Source organism: Kocuria oxytropis (assembly GCF_040981195.1).
Classification (GTDB): domain Bacteria; phylum Actinomycetota; class Actinomycetes; order Actinomycetales; family Micrococcaceae; genus Kocuria; species Kocuria oxytropis.
In genome coordinates this window covers 105,167-122,456 of sequence record NZ_JAVFXA010000011.1, presented here as the reverse complement: position 1 = coordinate 122,456, position 17,290 = coordinate 105,167, and the positions used below count along the sequence as shown (strand labels likewise).

The window sequence follows — 17,290 nt, the reverse complement described above, 5'->3', positions numbered from 1 at the left end:
GACGCCTCCGCTGCGGTCAATGACTCCTGGACGCCGGCGCGTTCAAACGGTCCAGGTTCCAGGGCAGGTGGGCCCAGCGCAGCGTGGGCTGCTGCTGGGGATGGACCTCGGTGACGGTCACCGGGAGCTGCCCACCCGCGAACCACGCATGCTTGGGCTCGTAGGAGGGCATGGGCAGGTTCCCGGGCTCCTTGACCGTCAGCGGCGGGGCGAAGAAGCGGCGGGTCAGGGCGCGGACGAACCCTGCCCGGTGGTACGCGGCCAGCCGGTCGAAGCGGGCGATCCAGGAGAAGAGGACGCCGGCGGCGGTGGAGTGCAGGTGCTCGCGCTGCTGGCTGAGCTCGGCGACCTCCCGCTGGAGCTGGTTCAGCTCCTCGAGGGCGGCGGCGCGGCGTTCCTTCTGCCGGCGGAGCATGTTCTCCTGCTCGCGCACGTTCTCCTGCTCGGCGGCGGTCATCGGAGCGCGGGCCACGGGGGGCTCGGCGGGAGGCTCGGGCGGGAGGTCGTCCGTGAGCAGGCGGATCTGCGCTTCGGCGGGGGCGATCCGTCGGTCGAGTCCTTCCACCGCCTTGATGAGCGAGGTGTGGATCCACGCCTCGATCTCGGCGATCTCCGCCGCCATCGCGCGGGTGGCCGGGTGGTGGCCCTCGACGTCGGGCACGGTCGTCGCCGCGCTGCGCCTGCCCGCGCGCACAGCGGATCGGCGTTGCCAGAAACCCACACGGGAGGCCATGGGCGGAGCACCCGCCAGCAGATGACCGGACGGCACCAGGAAGCGACCCATCACGCTGTCCTTTCGTTCTGGAGGTAGTAGGCCCACGACAGGTTGCAGTGGGTGCAGGTCTGACCCAGCCGGCACTCGGCGCACTGCCGTTCCCGCCACTGGCCCCCGCAGTGCGAGCAGTCGACGAGGTGGCCGGGGCAGGCAGGGCAGGGAGAGGTCTCGGCGTCGGAATCCTCCCCGTTGCGGGCGGTCAGCCAGCGTACGAGGAGGACGATCAACGCCAGGAGGAGAAGTGCTGTGAGCACCAGGATCGCGGTGCTCACGCCGGAGGAGAGGATCTCGTTCATGGCGGCGCTCAGCGGTTCCCGGCCATGGCCGGCGGCGCCAGCGGGTTCTCGTCCAGGTAGGTCAGGTACTCGGCCACCTTGGCCGCGGCGGTCTTCTCATAGCGGGACATGTACGTCTCCGCCGCCTCGTGGAGGTGGGCGGTCACGGTGGGATCGGCCATGGCCTGCTCCAGGCCCTGGAGGTAGCGCAGGAACCCCTCCCGGATCATCTCCGGCAGCGACTGCAGGTGGGCCCGGGTGCGCTGGTCGATGGCCAGTTCGTTCAGCAGGACGTTCTCCCGGGTGGCCCTGGCCTGCGCCTCCTCGGCGCGGAGCGCGACGACCGTCTCCTGGAGGACCTGGCGGCGCAGCCGCAGCCCCCTGAGGTGGCTGATGAGCTGGCCACGCTGGTGCTGCAGCTGGTGCTCGGCCTCCGAGGCCTTCTTCTCGGCCTCGGCCCGCTCCGTGCTCTCGGCCTGAAGGCGGTGCAGGTCGGCTTCGCTGAGCTGCTTCCTCGAGGACGCTTTCGCGGGCCAGCGTGTCTCGAGGAGCGCGATGGCGAGGGTCAGCGCCAGGGGCAGAGCGGTCCACATCGAGTACAGCAGTGCATCGCCGAACCAGGGCAGGACGACGTCCACGACGGACTGATCGGCTGCGTCCTCCGCCAGGTCCAGGACATCGGGCAGGGACGTGAGATAGCGCAACCACCCCAGTGCCACGATCGTGACCACGTAGAGGGTCACCGCGATCCAGCCGAGCGTCTTCCGGGAGGGCGCCGCGTTGCGGTCCAGCAGCGGGGGAATGGCGAACGAGGCGATCGCCACCGAGAGCCCGGCGACGGACAGCGCCAGCAGCTGCCCGGTCAGCTGGTCGTCGCCGAGACGCTGGGTGATCCCGTAGATGAGCCCCACCTCGCCGCCCACCAGGGCGAGCCACAGGAGCGTGTACAGGTACGGGCGGCTCCAGAACCACAGCGCGACGCGGCGCACCGTGTGGAACGCCGGCCGCAGGCTCTTCCGCGACTTCTTGGCGGCCTTCTGGTCCACCGGTTCGGTGGAGGACAGCATCTCGGCGAGCGGCTCGTACAGGGGGTGACCGGGGTCGTCGAGGATCGCCCGGGTCTCGTCCATCCTGCCCTCGATCTCGGCGAGCTCCTCCTCGGCGTGGCGGAGCCGTCCCTGCGCCCGGACGAGATCGGCCTCGGTCCGGGCGGTGATGTCCCGAGCCGTGTACAGGTCCTCGTGCCGCTGGTCGATCGCCTTGCCCAGGGCGAAGCCCAGCCAGCTGGAGCAGCGGTGCTCGAAGGTGGTGGGAGCCTGCGACGTGAAGGAGTGCTTGTCGAAGATGCCGCGGGCGGCGTCCGTGAGACCGTCCTGGAAACAGGCGTCGGCGAACTGGGCGTGGTTGGGCCGTTCCGGGATGTCCGGCCCCGGGACGGTGTGGGACCCGGCTGAGTCGGTGCGCAACTCGTCAGGCGGAGCAATGCTCATCGTGGGGTTCCTTTCCCGCTCAGGGGTCGCCGGGTCGTTGCCGAAGGCTGTCGTGGGTGTGGCTGACCGGCGCAGCCTGATCGGGCCCGAGGCCGCTCACGGCTCCGCCGCAGGGTGATCCCTGTCCGGTGTGTGGTGGAAGGAGGTGTTCCGTCAGCCCTGGAGGGCTGCCGGGGAGAGTTCGGTGGAGGTGATGAGCACCCGGCGGTTCTTGGCCTGCGCCGCCTCCAGCCCCGCGCTTCCGGCGACCTCCGGGGTGCGCCCGGGGCAGTCGGGACCCAGGCCCTGCACGTGCAGTTCTGTGCCCAGCCCGGCGCTCTTCAGCGACTCGGTGATCGTGCGCGCCCGCTGCTCGGACAGCCGCTGCATCTGCTCGGCGGAGACACCCTCGGGCTTCGCCGTGCATCCCGTCACCCACAGGGACGTGGCCGAGGACGACTCCAGGGAGGAGACCAGCCCGGTGAGCGTCTGCTCCGCGGCCGCGGGGTCGGCGAAGTCCGCGGTGTCGGACTGGAAGGAGACCTGGGACTCCGGGAGAGTCACGGACACCGGCTTCGCCACCACGTCGCTGAACGTCACCGGGGTGACCTCCGGCAGATCGCCGGACGGGGCGGTGGCCTGCACGGTGTCGTCGTGGAAGACGACCGACCCTCCACCGGCCTCGACGACTGCCGTCCACAGCTCCTGCAGCTTGGTCCGGGCCCACACCGGCACGGTGGCCTGCGGGTCGAGGACCTGGCCCATGCCCCACCAGTGCACCTCCACGCCGTTCAGGTGCGGGATGTTTCCGGCGTCCTGGAGCTGCCCCACGATCTCGGCGACGTCGGTCTGCGGTCCGAGCAGGCCGTTCTGCATGGCCAGGGGCCCGGCGGTGGACACCCCGCTGTCGTAGACGTAGAGGAGCTTGCGCTCGGAGTCCGCAGTGGGCCGGCCGCCGAGGTCAAGAGCGCTCAGGACGTCGGACTCACCGGAAGAGGCCTGAAGATCCGCCAGGTTCTCGCTGAGGTCCTCCAGCCGCTTCTCCGGGGACTCCGCTCGCTGGGTCGGATTGTCGGTGTCGAGCTCGTAGATCTCGGTCTGTGCCGTCCGTGGATCGCCGTCGGCCGGGATGACGGACACCGTCATGTCGCGGTCGAAACGATCCATCACCTGATCACGCAGCGAGGCGATGACGATCTCCGGGTCACGGCCCGACTCGTCCACGATGGATGCCATTCCCTGCCGGTCTCCGGCAATCAGCACCATCTGCCCCGCCGAAGGCACTGCCTCGGCCTCGCTGCATCCTGTGACCAGCGCTGCCGTCATCAGCAGTGCCGAAGCGGCCATCAGCCGCCTGTTCCCCATGTCCATTGCCCCTCGCTCTCGTACTACTGAATAGTAGATTGCAGTTGCAACTACATGCATCTGATGGACAGGGAAGAGTTCGATGCCTTGTCACAAACCGGCACACTCGTGCTCCCCAACGTCCCCGTCTGCGGCGATGCCCATCCGTCGCGCCGTCCTTCGTCGACTCGTGAGACCCCGGAGGCCTGGTCCGGCTGCTCGATGCGCACAGCTGGTGCTGTGGTGGTGTCCTCCGTCCCCGGGACGCCGACGCCGGGGATGTCAGCCCTGGGGATGTCCGCCCCGGGCCGGACGCGCTCGGATCACCGCATCAGCACACGTCAGCGGGAGCCGGGCTCCTCGCTCGAGGACGGCGGCCTCTCGCCGCTCCCCTCGAGCGGCTCCGCGGCGTGCCGCCGCCCCAGCGCCCGCCAAAGCAGGACTCCGCCGCCGGCGATGAGGGCCAGCGGCCACAGGTAGTCGAGCACGCTCAGCAGCGCCGTGGCCTCCAGGGCGATCAGCACGGCGAGCGCCGCCAGCGCCGCGGCGGGGATCCACGCCCACCGTCGTCCCGGTCCGCCGGGCAGGACGGCCACGAGGGCGAAGGTGGCCGCCAGGCCCGCGAAGAAGAAGGCCCCGGACGCCCGCTCCCCGGCCACCGAGGCGTCCCACACGGACGTCAGCGCGAGGGTGATCAGCACCCCGGCGGGGATGATCGCCCACCAGCGCTCGTGCTCGCGCAGGTACACCGCCGCGAAACCGGCGCCCATCGACCCCAGGAACAGCGATCCGCCCCATATCTCGGCGCCGGGCAGCCCGGCCTCGCCCGTGAGCACGGTCAGACCCAGGCCCAGCAGCGCGCCGCCGGGGATCGCCGCCCACCAGTGCTCCTGGTCCGTGGTGAACAGGTACCAGAAGACGGCGGCGCCCGCGAGGAAGAGCACTCCCCAGAACAGCCCGGTGGCCACCGAGGCCCCCAGGGCCTGGAGCAGCAGCAGGGTTCCTGCGACGAGCAGGAGCGCTCCGAGCAGGGCGACGACGGTACGCTGCGTTCTCATTCCCTCACCTCTCCCGGTTCCAGGGTAGGGCTCCGCCGGGCGGAAGGCGCCGTATTGCGGGGCCGGTCCCCCAGGGGAACGCGCCGGCCCGCCCGCCGCGGTGGACGAACCGGTCAGGAGGGCGTGGTCGCGATCTCCCGCGCCACCCGCTTGGCGATCGTCCCGACGTACCCGGTCAGGCCCGGGCGGAACACGTAGCCGACGAACCGCAGGCCCGGCGCCACCTCGCGGCCGGTGCCGTCCCGCGGCAGGCCGCGCTCGTCCAGCACCCCGAGGCCGCCGACGAGATCCTCCAGGCCGGTCCGGTACCCCGTGGCGGCGATGACCGCGTCGGCGGGCTCGCGCCGGCCGCCGGCCAGGAGCACGCTGTCGCCGTCGAGCCCGGCCACCGCGGGAACGCACTCGATCGCCCCGGCGCGGATGTCGTCGAGGACCTCCGCGTCGACGATCGCGGGCGTGACGCCGCGGCTCCTGATCGAGGCCATCGCACCCTCGACGGGGCGGGGCAGGCCGTAGGCGCTGAGGTCCCCCACCGTCCTGCGCTGCAGGGCGAAGAGCAGCCGGTCCACGAGCGCGTCCGGCAGGCGCAGCAGCAGCGGGACCGGCAGATCGCCCGGGACGCCGTTGACCTCCCGCAGGAGGATGTTGGGCGGGGTGCGCACGGCCAGCAGCACCCGCCGGGCACCGCCGGCCGCGAGCTGGTGGGCGATCTCCATTCCGCTGGTGCCGGCGCCGGCGACCACCACCGTGCGCCCCGCGAACGGCGCGGGATTGCGATAGGCCGAGGAGTGCAGGACCTCGCCGTCGAAGGCGTCCCCGGTGGCCCAGGCCGGCAGCTTCGGCCGGTTGAGGGCGCCGGTGGCGACCACCACGTGCTCGGCGTGCCGCTCGCCGGCCGAGGTGCGGACGCACCAGCCGCCGCTGTCGGGGCGGATCCCGAAGACCTCCACGCCGGTCTCCACCGCCAGGCCGCGGTCGGCGGCGTAGCGGCGCAGATAGGCGATGTACTGGTCGCGGGCGGGGAACTGGCCGTACTCGCGCGGGAACGGCGCCCCGGGCAGGGCGGAGCGGCGCCGGGAGGTGTTGAACCGCAGGGCGTCGTAGCGGCCCGTCCAGGCGGCGCCGGGCTGGGGTCCGCGCTCGAGCACGGTGGCCGGCACGCCGCGGGCGCGCAGCTCGGCGGCGGTGGCGAGGCCGGCCGGCCCGGCGCCGAGGACCAGGACGCGGGGACGGGTGTCCACGGGGACTCCTTCGGATCGGCCGCTCCCGTGCGGAGCGGACGGCCGCCGGGCGGACGCCGCCCGTCCGGGCGGCTCAGCGGATGTTCTGGTTGACGTGGAAGAGGTTGTCGGGGTCGTAGCGGTGCTTCACCTCCAGGAGCCGGTCGTAGTTCTCCCGGTAGCCGGCCCGCACCCGGTCCTGACCCTCCTCCATGATCATGTTCACGTAGGCGCCGCCGAGCGAGGACGGGTGGATGGCGTCCCAGTACCTCGCGCTCCACTCGCGCAGCTCCGCGGCCCGGGCGGGGTCGTGGTCCACGCCGGCGATCACCATGGCCCACGTGGCGTCGCGGTAGCTGAACGCGGTGTCCGTGGGGCCGGCGCGGTGGGCGGCACCGTCGATCGGGTACAGGTGCATGGTCGACTGCACGGTGGGCAGCGTGGCTCCGTGCCGGGCGTGCAGCTCCACCGCCTCGTCGGGGATCTCCCCGATGAAGTCGGCCCGCCAGTACCACTGGTCGCCCGGCGGCAGCAGGGCGTCGAAGGCCGTCTGCAGCACGGGGAAGGGCATCGGCTGCACGCCGTCCAGCGCAGGGGACAGTGCCCGCGCTGGGGCGAGAGCCGCCTCGGCGCCCTCGGCCGGGCCCGTCCAGCACCAGACCACCCCGCACATCCGCTGCAGGTGCAGCTCCTCGGGGAACGGCGGGGCGGGCGGGACGATGTGGAAGGCGAAGAACCCGTTGAGGTCCTCCGGGGCGGAGGGCAGGAAGTCGCGGTACCAGCGCAGCAGCTCCGCGGCCCGTTCGACCGGCCACAGCATGGGCCCGCCCACGATCGTGTCGACGGGGTGGAGCCGGAAGGTGAACGCGGTGACCACCCCGAAGTTGCCCCCGCCGCCGCGCAGCGCCCAGAACAGGTCGGGGTGATGCTCGGCGTCGGCCGTCACGAGGGTCCCGTCGGCGAGCACCACGTCGGCGGCCAGCAGGTTGTCGATCGTCAGCCCGTGCTTGCGGGTCAGGTAGCCCATCCCGCCGCCCAGGGTCAGCCCGCCGACCCCCGTGGTGGAGATGATCCCGGACGGGCAGGCGAGGCCGAAGGCGTGCGTGGCGTGGTCCACGTCGCCCCACCGTGCCCCGCCTTCGACGACGACGCGGGCGCCGGCGGGATCCACCCGGACCCCGTCCATGGGGGCGAGGTCCAGCACGATCCCGCCCTCGCAGGTGCCCAGGCCGGGGCCGTTGTGCCCGCCGCCGCGCACGGCCAGGTCCAGGCCGGTGTCCCGGGCGGCGTCGACCCCGGCGATGACGTCGGCGACGTCCTGGCACTGCAGGACCAGCGCCGGTCTCCTGTCGATCATGGCGTTGTACACGGCGCGTGCTGCGTCGTAGCCGGGGTCATCCGGCAGGTACATCCGTCCGCGCGTCCGGCTCCGCAGGCGCTCCAGCGCCTCGGGCGTGAGCGCGCCGGCAGTGGTGGCTGGGGCAGCCATGACGGCACCTCCTTCGTGGTCGTGGGCCTGGTGCCCACGATGCTCCCCGGCCCTGTCACAGGCCTTTCATCGCGCGGTCAGTGGCGGAGAATGGGAGACATGGCACAGGACCCGGTGGAGATCGGCGTCCTGGGGGCGCTCGAGGTCCGGCGCGCCGGGACGCCCGCCGCGCTGCCCGGTGCGCGGCCGCGGGCGGCCCTCGCCGCGCTCGCCGTGCACGCCCCGCACCCGGTCTCCGTGGACGCGCTCGTCGCGGCGGTGTGGGGCGATGACGCCGTGCCGGCCCGGCCGCGCGGCGCCGTGCACACCGTGGTGTCCCGGCTGCGCGCGGTCTTGGGCGGGCAAGCCGTGCGGGCGGGACCGGCGGGCTACTGCCTGGCGCTGCCGGACGGGGCGGTCGACGTCGACCGCTTCGAGGCGCTCCGCCGCCGGGCCGCCGGACTGCCGCCGGACCGGGCGGCCGGGGCGCTCGACGAGGCGCTGGCGCTGTGGCGAGGCCCCGCCTACGCCGAGTTCGCCGACCGAGGCTTCGCGGTGGCCGAGGCCGCGCGGCTGGAGGAGCTGCGGTTGCGCACCGTGGAGGATCGGGCCGTGCTGGCCCTGCGGACGGGGGCCGTCGACGACGCCGTGTCCGCGCTCGAGGAGCTCGTCGCCGAGCAGCCGCTGCGGGAGCGGGCCCACGGGCTGCTCATGACCGCCCTCTACCGCGCCGGCCGGGCGGCGGAGGCCCTCGACCGGTTTGCCACGCTGCGCCGCACCCTCGCCGGCGAGCTGGGCCTGGACCCCGCACCGGCCCTGCGGGAGCTGCAGCTGCGGATCCTCGGCCACGACCTGCCGGAGGGGGCGTCGCCCGCGCGCCCGGCGCCGCCGGTCCGGCCGGTGCCGCCGGCCTGGCGGCCGGCCGCGGACGCCTTCGTCGGGCGGGAGGACGACGTCGAGGAGCTGCTGCGGGCCGTGGCCGCGCACCGCCTGGTGTGCGTGACCGGTCCTGGCGGGATCGGCAAGTCCCGGCTCGTCGCCGAGGCCCTGCCCGAGCTGTCCCGGCGGCTCGCCCGCCCGGCCGTGGTGGTCGAGCTCGACGACGCCGCCCCCGCGCAGGCGGACGCCCGCGTCGCGGCGGCCCTGGGCCTGGGCACGACTGACGGGCTGCGGGCGGCGGTGCTCGAGTACCTCGCGGCCTCCTCGCTCGTCCTCGTCCTCGACGGCTGCGAGGGGGTCCTCGGGGCGGTCCGCGACCTGACCGAGGCCGTGGGCCGGGCGGCGCCGCGGGTCCGCGTCCTGGCGACGAGCCGGCACCGGCTGGCGCTGCCCGCCGAGCAGGTGCTCCCGCTGGCGCCGCTGCCGCTGCCGGACCCGGCGGACGCCCCGGACCGGGCCGCGCTCACCGCCTCCGTGCGGCTGTTCCTCGACCGGCTGCGCCGCGTCCGGCCGGCCGCCCCGCTTCCCGCGCCGGTCCTGCACGACATCGGCGAGCTGTGCCGCCGTCTCGACGGCCTCCCGCTGGCCCTGGAACTGGCCGCCGTGCAGGCGGCCGTGCTCGGCGTCCGGCCCGTCCTCGAGGGGATCGGATCGGGTCTGCAGCTCGACGACGGAGCGCACGGGCCGCTGCGGGCCGTCGTCGCCCGGTCCTACGCCCTGCTCGCGCCGCCCGACCGGGCGCTGCTCGGCCGGCTGTCCGCGTTCACCGGCACCTTCGACCTCGAGGCCGCCGAGCAGGTCGCCCCGGAGCCGGGCGAGGCCCGGGCCGGTCTCACCCGGCTCGTCCAGGCCTCGCTCGTGCTGCCCGTGGAGGACGGCGCGGTCACGCGGTACCGGCTGCTCGGGATCATCCGGGCCTTCGCCGCCGAGCGCGCCGACGACGGCACGGCCGCGGCCTTCGAGGGCTGGGCGGCCGGGCACGCCGAGCGGTGCGCCCGCGCAGCGGCCGGTCCCGCCTGCGGCGCGGCGCTGCGCCGGCTCGAGCTGGCCCGCGGGGACCTGGCCTCCGCCGTCGCCGGCGCCCTCGCGGCCGGGCGCCTCGAACCGGCCGCCCGCACCGTGGGGGCCCTCGGCCTGTGCGTGCACTGGATCCCCGGCCCGGTGCTGTCCGAGGTGATCCTGCGGGTGGGGGAGCACCCGGGCCTCGAGGGCGTCCCGGGCGCCGCGCTGGCGCTCGGTGCCGCCGCGCTCGCGGCCGACGAGCGCGGTGAACCGGCCCGGGCGCGCCGGCTCGGGGCCCGGGCCCTCCGGGCGGCCTCGACGCCGGCCGAGCGGTACCTGGCGCTGGCGGCCCGGGGCATCGCGGCCATGTACGCCGGGGACCGGGGAGAAGCCGCGCGCTACTGGCGGGACGTCCTGGCGGTTCCCGGCCTGCCGGACGCGTACGCGGTCGACGCCCACGCGGTGCTGGCGCTGGCGCATGCGGCGGACGGGGCGCAGCAGGCGGCCGAGGAGCACGCGGCCGCGGCCCGCCGGGCGGCCGAGCGCAGCGGCGCGGCGTCCCGGGTCGCGTTCGCCCTCTACGCGAGCGGGGAGGTGCTGCTGCCCGCCGACCCGGGAGCGGCCACCGACGTCCTGCGGGAGGCCGCGCGGTTGGCCGACGGCGTGCGCGCCGAACAGGTCTCGGCGGTCGCCCGGGTGGCGCTGCTCTCCGCGCTCACCCGGACCGGGCAGGCGGCGGAGGCCCTCGAGCTGGCGCGCACGCTGCTCGAGCTGCAGCGGCGCGCCGGCCACTGGCCCCAGCTGTGGACCACGCTGCGGATCCTCGCCGAGCTGTTCGCCGGGGCCGGGCGGTTCGAGGCGGCCGAACTGGTCCTCGCCGCCGCCGAGACGGCCGAGTCGGCCCCCGGGCTGGCCGGCCCCGACGTCGAGCGCTACCGGGCCCTGCGGGCCACCGTCCGGGAGGAGCTCGGCCCGGACCGCGCGCACCGGATCGCCACGCTCGCGCGGCTGCTCCCGCGCACCGAGGTCCTCGACCGCGCCCGGGACACCGCCGAGGAGCTCTATGCGCGCTCGTCCCCCGGCCCGGAATCGGCCGAGAGGTAGGAGACGTGGTCATGTCCTGGGGGTCGGCCTTCCGGGTCGCAGCGACGGCGGTGAGGTCGTGGCTCGCGCAGAACGTCCGGTCGGAGCCGTTGACGGAGTGCCGGCCGGTGGAGGTGCCGCTCTCGCCTCGTGTGGTGCCGTGGAAGAGGGACGCGAGCCGGATCAGCAAGATATGGCCGATTTTCGCTCGTGTGAATCACCATGGGAGAGCGCCGGAGCACATCGGCAGGATGCTGCCGCCAGAGGAGGGTCGTGGGGGACGTCGAGGAGGTGGGCAGAGTGATCCGTGCCGCCCGCAAGGAGGACCGGCTGACCCAGAAGGACCTGGCCGACCCGGCCGGCACTTCCGAGCGGACGGTCCGGGCGATCGAGACCGGCACCGGCAATCCCGCGCTGACAACCGTGGCCGCCGCGGCCGGCGTGTTCGGACTGCGCCTGGCGGTCGAGCAGTGACCGACCTGCACCGGTTGTGGTCCGTGGCCGCCGACGCCCTGGCCCTGAAGACGGTCTCAGCCATGGACCTCACGGGGCGATAGCCTGGTCCGGTGGCTCCCACCCGCTCCGCCATCGACGAGCCCCGGCGCTGGTCCGACCTCCCGCATGCGGAGGCCGTCCGCGCCGCCGTCGGCACCGAGACCTTCGCCCGCGGCGCTGCCTACGCCCGGTCCGGGCGCGTCCACTTCCTGACCAGCGACCCCGGGCGCCGGATCCTCTTCGCCGCCGTGGACGGTACCGCGCGCCAGCCGTACCAGACGCTGGTGCAGGTCGGCGACGCCCGCGGCGCCCGGCCCAGCTCGGGGCGGTGCACCTGCCCGATGGCGGTGAACTGCAAGCACGTCGCCGCGGTGCTGGTCGCCGCGCTCGAGGACCTCGGGACCGCGGCACCCGCCACGCCCGCCTGGGAGCAGCGGCTCGCCGACGTCGTCGAGGAGGCTGATCCGGAGAAGGCGACGGGCACGCCCATCGGGCTGCAGTTCGAGGTCGAGGCCGAGCCCGGCGGGCGCGGCCGCCCGGAGACGCTGCGGGTGCGGCTGCGCCCGGTGGTGCCGGGGAAGAAGTCCGCCTGGATCCGGACCGGGATCAGCTGGCGTGACCTGGCCTACCCCTACGGGGCGCGGGGGCAGAGCGCCGGCCACCGCGAGGCCCTGCGCGCGCTGTACCAGGCCCACCAGTCGACGGCGTACTACTACGGCGAGCCGGCCGTCCTCCTCGACGAGTTCGGCCCGGCACTGTGGCCGCTGCTGCGCGGCGCCGTCGAGGCGGGGGTGCCGCTCGTGCCGGCCAAGCGGGCGATCGGCCCCGTCGTCCTCGCCGACGCACCGGCGTCCCTGTCCCTGGACCTGACCGCGGACGGCCAGGCCATGACGGCCGCCCCCGCCGTCCACGTCCCGGGCGTGGACGAGGACGGCGCCTCCGCCTCCCTCGTCGGCGACCCGGCCCACGGGGTCGTCCTCGCCCGCGCCGGGACCGGGCTCGTCCTCGCCCCGCTGCAACGGCCGCTGACCCGGCAGGCCTCCGCGCTGCTCGCCGCCGGGCCGCTGCAGGTGCCCGGGGAGGACGTCGCCCGCTTCCTCGCCGAGTACTACCCCGCGCTGGTGCGGATCGTGCCCGTCCGCTCACCCGACGGCTCGGTGGAGCTGCCCGAGATCGCCCCGCCCCGGCTGGGCCTCACCCTGTCCTACGACGGCCCCCAGGAGCTCGCCCTGTCATGGTCCTTCCGGTACGACGTCGACGGCGCCGTCCGCTCCGTGCCGCTCGACGCCGCCGGCGGGCCGGGGCGGGACCGTGCCGCGGAGCAGGCCCTGCTGCGCGGCCTCACCCTGCCCGGCGGCCTCGGGGCCGCGCTCGGGGCCGAGCCCGGCTCGCCCGTGCCGGCGCCCACCGCCCGGCTGCGCGGGGTCGACGCCGCGGTGTTCACCGAGGAGGGCGTCCCCGCGCTGCGCGAGCAGGGCGTCGTCGTCGACGTCGTCGGAGATCCGGTCGAGTACCGGCGCTCCGAGGCCGCACCCGTCATCCGGGTCTCGGCCTCGGACTCCGAGGAGGCCGACTGGTTCGACCTCGGCGTCACGGTCGAGATCGACGGCGAGCACATTCCGTTCGAGCCGCTCTTCGTCGCGCTCGCCCGCCAGGACAGCCACCTCGTGCTCGACAGCGGCACGTGGTTCTCGATCGACCGGCCCGAGCTGGACCGGCTCCGGCGGCTCATCGAGGAGGCCCGGCTGCTGACGGACCGCGAGCCGGGCCGGCTGCGGGTCACCACGTACCAGGCCGGGCTGTGGGAGGAGCTCGCCTCGCTCGGCGTCGTCGAGGAGCAGAGCGAGCGGTGGTCCGCTGCCGTCGGCCGCCTGCTCGCCGGGGAGGACGCCGACCCGCCCGCACCGCCCGCCGGGCTGGCCGCCACCCTGCGGCCCTACCAGCTCGAGGGCTACCGGTGGCTCGCCTACCTCTGGGACGCCGGGCTCGGCGGGATCCTCGCCGACGACATGGGCCTGGGCAAGACCGTCCAGACGCTCGCCGCCGTCCTGCGCGCCCGGGAGAACGGCACGCTTCCCGCACCGGTGCTCGTGGTCGCCCCGACGTCGGTGGTGGGCAACTGGGCCGAGGAGGCCGCCCGGTTCGCACCCGGCCTCGCCGTGTCCGCGGTCGAGCGGACGGAGCGCAAGGCCGGGCGTGCGCTCGCGGAGACCGTGGCGGGAGCCGACGTCGTCGTCACGTCCTACGCCTTGTTCCGCATCGACGAGCAGGCCTACCAGGGGCTGACCTGGAGCGGGCTCGTGCTCGACGAGGCCCAGTTCGTAAAGAACCACCAGGCCAAGACCTACCAGTGCGCACGGCGGCTCCCGGCGCCCTTCAAGCTCGCGATCACCGGCACGCCGCTCGAGAACAGCCTCATGGACCTGTGGTCGCTCCTGTCGATCGCCGCACCCGGGGTGTACCCGGACCCGAAGGACTTCACCGAGACCTACCGCAAGCCGATCGAACACGGCGAGGCCCCGGAGCTGCTCGGCACGCTGCGCCGCCGGATCCGCCCCTTCATCCGCCGGCGCACCAAGGAGCAGGTCACCGCCGACCTGCCGCCCAAGCAGGAGCAGGTGCTCGGCGTCGCGCTCAACCCGCGGCACGCCAAGGTCTACCAGACCCACCTGCAGCGCGAGCGCCGGAAGGTCCTGAGCCTGCTCGACGACGTCGACAGGAACCGGTTCACGATCCTGAAGTCCCTGACCCTGCTGCGCCAGCTCGCCCTCGACCCCGCCCTGGTGGACGAACAGTACGCCGCGGTGCGCTCGAGCAAGACCGACGTCCTCCTCGAGCAGCTGCAGGACGTCGTCGGCGGCGGGCACCGCGCCCTGGTCTTCAGCCAGTTCACCGGCTTCCTCAAGGCCGTCCGCGACCGGCTCGACGCCGAGGGCATCACCCACGTCTACCTCGACGGGCGCACCCGCAACCGGTCCCGGCGCATCGAGGAGTTCAAGGCCGGCACGGCGCCGGTGTTCCTCATCAGCCTCAAGGCGGGCGGGTTCGGGCTGAACCTCACCGAGGCGGACTACTGCTTCATCCTCGACCCCTGGTGGAACCCCGCCGCGGAGGCGCAGGCCGTCGACCGGACCCACCGGATCGGGCAGGACAAGACCGTCATGGTCTACCGGCTCGTGGCCGATGAGACCATCGAAGAGAAGGTCGTCGAGCTGCAGGACCGCAAGCGCGACCTGTTCGACAAGGTCGTCGACGAGGGCGGGGAGCTGTCCGCGCCGCTGAGCGCGGCGGACATCAAGGAGCTGCTGGCGCCGTAGCGCAAACGGCCGGGGAGACACGACGGCCCCGACCGTGGCGGCAGACCGGGCCGTTCGGGGTGAGCGGCCTGCGGGACGGGCGACGTCGTCGGACGATGCCACCGAACGGGACGGTGTGCGCGGCTGCGCCTGACACCGTCCGGCCGGTGCGGCCCTCCTTCCTGACGGAGCCGCTCCGGAAGGTCCCGCCCTGCCGAGGGTGAGCAGTCCTGCCGCTGCCCGGATCCACGGTTCTCCGACGCCACCGCGTTCCCTCACGCGCCGTCGCCGGCGGCCGGCGGGCCGGGTCCGCCCGGGTCCGTCCGAGCGGCGGCCGCCCGCCGCTCGGCGTCCCGGCCCAGGGGCCGGGTGCCGCGGCCCCGGAGGCGCCGCTCCAGCGCGACCAGGAGCGTGAGCAGGAGCACCGCCACGATGACCTGCCACTCGCCCTCCACCGCCCCGAGACTGCCCGCGGCGTTCCAGGCGGCGTGCTGGATCCCGATGGCCAGCACGCTGCCGCCGGTGTCGAGCAGGTGCATGCCCAGCAGGTACCGGTAGACGGGCGCGAGCAGGACGAGCAGCGCGAGGTTCCGGGCGGTCTCTCCGCTCCACCCCTCGGCCAGGTACAGGGGCAGGTGGACCGCCGCGAAGGGCAGCGCGGTGAGGGCCGCCGCGACCACCAGGCCGTGCCGGGCGGTGAGCCGGGACTGGAGGAACCCGCCCCAGGCTGTCTCCTCCCACAGGTTCAGCACCAGCGCCCCGAAGACGAGGGTGTTGAACAGGTACCACCCCGCCTCGGCCGCCCAGCCGGCCGGCGGGGTGCGCAGGGACCCGGTGGCCGCCGCCAGGGCCAGGGTGAGCACAGGCATGCCCAACAGGACCACGGCCCAGCGCCCGGCGCCGAAGCGCCACGCGAAGGCCCGTCCCAGCAGCCGCCGGACGCCGCCTGGCCCGTCCGCCAGGCGGGTGGCCAGCAGGGCCGAGCCCAGCAGGGCGACGTACGTCATGACCAGCAGGAACGGCTCCATCGGCAGGCCGGCGAGCAGGGGGACCGTCAGCGCCGCCCAGCCCAGGCCCAGGGCCAGGAGCAGGAACACCGTCGCGGGGTGGCGCGCGGCCGGGGAACCGCTCCGAACCGGGGAACCTTCCCGGGACGCGCGGGACGGATCGGGTCGATGGGCCATGGAGTGTCCTCCTCCGGCCTGCTGCCGGACGCCGACCTGCCGCCGCGCGCCCTCGGACGTCCCTCTCACAGTGCGCGCCCGGTGGGGCGGTGGCAAGGGCGGACCCGGAGAGACGCGTGTGTGTCGACGGTCGCGCTACAGCGCGCCCTTCTCCCAGGGGCCGGTGACGGCGTAGGTGATGCCGGGGCTCTGCACGTTGAAGAACAGGAACCGGCCGTCCGGGCTGAACGTGGCGCCGGCCAGCTCACTGGTGTTGGGCGAGTTCAGCTCCGCCACGTCGAAGATCCGCCCCTCGGTGGTGACCCCGCGCAGCAGGTCCTTGCCGCCGCCGTCCTCGCACAGCACCAGACCACCGGTGTTCGGGGACACGCACAGGTTGTCCGGGGCCTGCAGCACCTCCGGGTCGGTCGACTCGTAGACCAGCACCAACTGGCCGCCGGAGTTCCCGCGGGGCCGGTACTCCCACACCTGGCCGAGACCGGCGTCGCCGCCGCTGGTGGAGTTGATGTAGATCGACCCGTCGCCGTACCAGGCGCCCTCGAGCCGGGCGAAGACCGCGCCGCCCTGCCGGTGGCCCTGCTTGAACACGGCGAGGGTGTCGGTGCTGTCCGGGTCCGGATCGGCGATGTCGACCCATTCGACCGGCAGCGGCTTGCCGACGCGCTGGCTGTAGCGGGTGTCGTACTGCGGCTGGTCCTTCACGGCCAGCATCTGCAGGGTCCCGCCGGCGGCCAGCCGGTCCCGGTCGTTCGGGAGGAACCGGTAGAACCCCGAGGTTCCGCGGTCCTCCGTCTCGTAGACGATGCCGGTCCTCGGGTCGATCGCGACGGCCTCGTGGGTGAACCGGCCCATGGCCTTGAGCGGCACCGGGTCCACCGGCGTGGTGGCGTCGGCGGGGACCTCGAACACGTAGCCGTGCGGGTGCGCCACGTCCAGGCCGGTGAACGTCTCCTCGCAGGTCAGCCACGTGCCCGCCGGTGTGGGGCCGCCGGCGCAGTTGCGGATGGTGCCGGTCAGGGACGGCCAGGTGCTGACCAGCGCCATGGCGGCGGGGTCGAAGACCAGGTTGGTGGTGCCGCCGGCGGCGTTCGGGTCGTAGCTGCGCGCGCCGAAGGCCGGTCCCTCGGCCTGCTCGTGGTTGCGCACCAGGTGGATCATGCCGTTCCCGCCGTCGAACGCGGCCATGCCGTCGTGCTTGCCCGGCGTCGGCGTGCCGTCGCTCATGGGGGTGCCGGTGTGGCCGAAGGCCACGTAGGAGAAGCCGGCCGGCAGCAGCAGCTCGCCGCCCGGAGCGGGCTGGAACGGGCCGTAGCCGCCGTTGTCCGGCGCCTGCATGGTGTCGTCGCCGCGCGCCCGCCCCTGGGCGGCGTGGGCGGTGTTGCCCATCAGCGCGGCCAGGGCGGCGGCGGCGCCCATCGCCCCGCCGGCCTTCAGGAGTCCTCGGCGTCCTACCGGTGCCGTCGTCGGGGTCTGTGCTGTCGTCATCTCGGTGCTGTCCTCACGGGGGTCGGGGGTGCTTCCGTCGACCGAGCCCACCAGGGGAATCCGAACAGCGGGCCAGCACGCCGTGAATGCCGTGCGTCGGGGACGTGGCGGCTTCCTTCGCGTTCGTGAACGCGGACTGTTGTGGTGCGGCGCGGTGGCCTCGTGGCCCGCGGACCGCGTGCCACGCCCGGGACGGC

Annotated in this window: 12 protein-coding genes; 3 read left to right on the top strand and 9 right to left on the bottom strand. The window is 74.3% G+C overall.

The features are described 5' to 3' along the window. Positions 1–16: 16 nt before the first annotated feature. From QYM41_RS12555 to QYM41_RS12525, 7 genes are all read right to left on the bottom strand, one after another. A complete protein-coding gene (locus QYM41_RS12555; protein WP_368800100.1) occupies positions 17–661 on the bottom strand; it encodes a hypothetical protein in 645 nt (214 codons plus the stop codon). A 122-nt stretch (positions 662–783) separates the two neighbouring features. Beyond that, complete coding sequence (locus tag QYM41_RS12550) at positions 784–1,071, bottom strand: hypothetical protein (protein WP_368800099.1); 288 nt, start codon at positions 1,069–1,071, stop codon at positions 784–786. Between the two features lie 8 nt (positions 1,072–1,079). Further along, the gene (locus QYM41_RS12545) at positions 1,080–2,540 is read right to left on the bottom strand and encodes an AAA family ATPase (RefSeq protein ID WP_368800098.1); all 1,461 of its coding nucleotides are present in this window, start codon (positions 2,538–2,540) and stop codon (positions 1,080–1,082) included. 153 nt (positions 2,541–2,693) lie between these two features. Then, positions 2,694–3,755 (bottom strand): hypothetical protein, encoded by a 1,062-nt coding sequence (locus tag QYM41_RS12540; RefSeq protein WP_368800097.1) that lies wholly within the window; start codon positions 3,753–3,755, stop codon positions 2,694–2,696. Between the two features lie 449 nt (positions 3,756–4,204). Beyond that, entirely contained in the window at positions 4,205–4,921 is a 717-nt protein-coding gene (locus QYM41_RS12535) for a hypothetical protein (protein WP_368800096.1), read from the bottom strand. Positions 4,922–5,034: 113 nt separating this feature from the next. Continuing rightward, positions 5,035–6,162, bottom strand: a complete 1,128-nt coding sequence (locus tag QYM41_RS12530; RefSeq protein ID WP_368800095.1) for a flavin-containing monooxygenase — start codon at positions 6,160–6,162, stop codon at positions 5,035–5,037. A gap of 73 nt (positions 6,163–6,235) precedes the next feature. Next, positions 6,236–7,630 (bottom strand): FAD-binding oxidoreductase, encoded by a 1,395-nt coding sequence (locus QYM41_RS12525; RefSeq protein ID WP_368800094.1) that lies wholly within the window; start codon positions 7,628–7,630, stop codon positions 6,236–6,238. 99 nt (positions 7,631–7,729) lie between these two features. Here QYM41_RS12525 and QYM41_RS12520 point away from each other — a divergent pair, with 99 nt between their 5' ends. The 3 genes from QYM41_RS12520 to QYM41_RS12510 all read left to right on the top strand — a co-directional run bounded on the left by QYM41_RS12520 (position 7,730) and on the right by QYM41_RS12510 (position 14,445). Then, complete coding sequence (locus tag QYM41_RS12520) at positions 7,730–10,654, top strand: ATP-binding protein (protein ID WP_368800093.1); 2,925 nt, start codon at positions 7,730–7,732, stop codon at positions 10,652–10,654. Positions 10,655–10,906: 252 nt separating this feature from the next. After that, positions 10,907–11,107 carry a helix-turn-helix transcriptional regulator gene (locus QYM41_RS12515; RefSeq protein WP_368800092.1) on the top strand — a complete coding sequence of 67 codons (201 nt, stop codon included), beginning with the start codon at positions 10,907–10,909 and terminating at the stop codon, positions 11,105–11,107. A gap of 92 nt (positions 11,108–11,199) precedes the next feature. Further along, a complete protein-coding gene (locus QYM41_RS12510; protein ID WP_368800091.1) occupies positions 11,200–14,445 on the top strand; it encodes a DEAD/DEAH box helicase in 3,246 nt (1,081 codons plus the stop codon). Between the two features lie 254 nt (positions 14,446–14,699). Here the strand turns inward: QYM41_RS12510 and QYM41_RS12505 are convergent, their stop codons facing one another. Together QYM41_RS12505 and QYM41_RS12500 are read right to left on the bottom strand one after the other, a co-directional pair. Continuing rightward, positions 14,700–15,608 carry a CPBP family glutamic-type intramembrane protease gene (locus QYM41_RS12505; RefSeq protein ID WP_368800090.1) on the bottom strand — a complete coding sequence of 303 codons (909 nt, stop codon included), beginning with the start codon at positions 15,606–15,608 and terminating at the stop codon, positions 14,700–14,702. A gap of 135 nt (positions 15,609–15,743) precedes the next feature. Further along, the gene (locus QYM41_RS12500) at positions 15,744–17,093 is read right to left on the bottom strand and encodes an alkaline phosphatase PhoX (protein ID WP_368800089.1); all 1,350 of its coding nucleotides are present in this window, start codon (positions 17,091–17,093) and stop codon (positions 15,744–15,746) included. Positions 17,094–17,290: the final 197 nt, after the last annotated feature.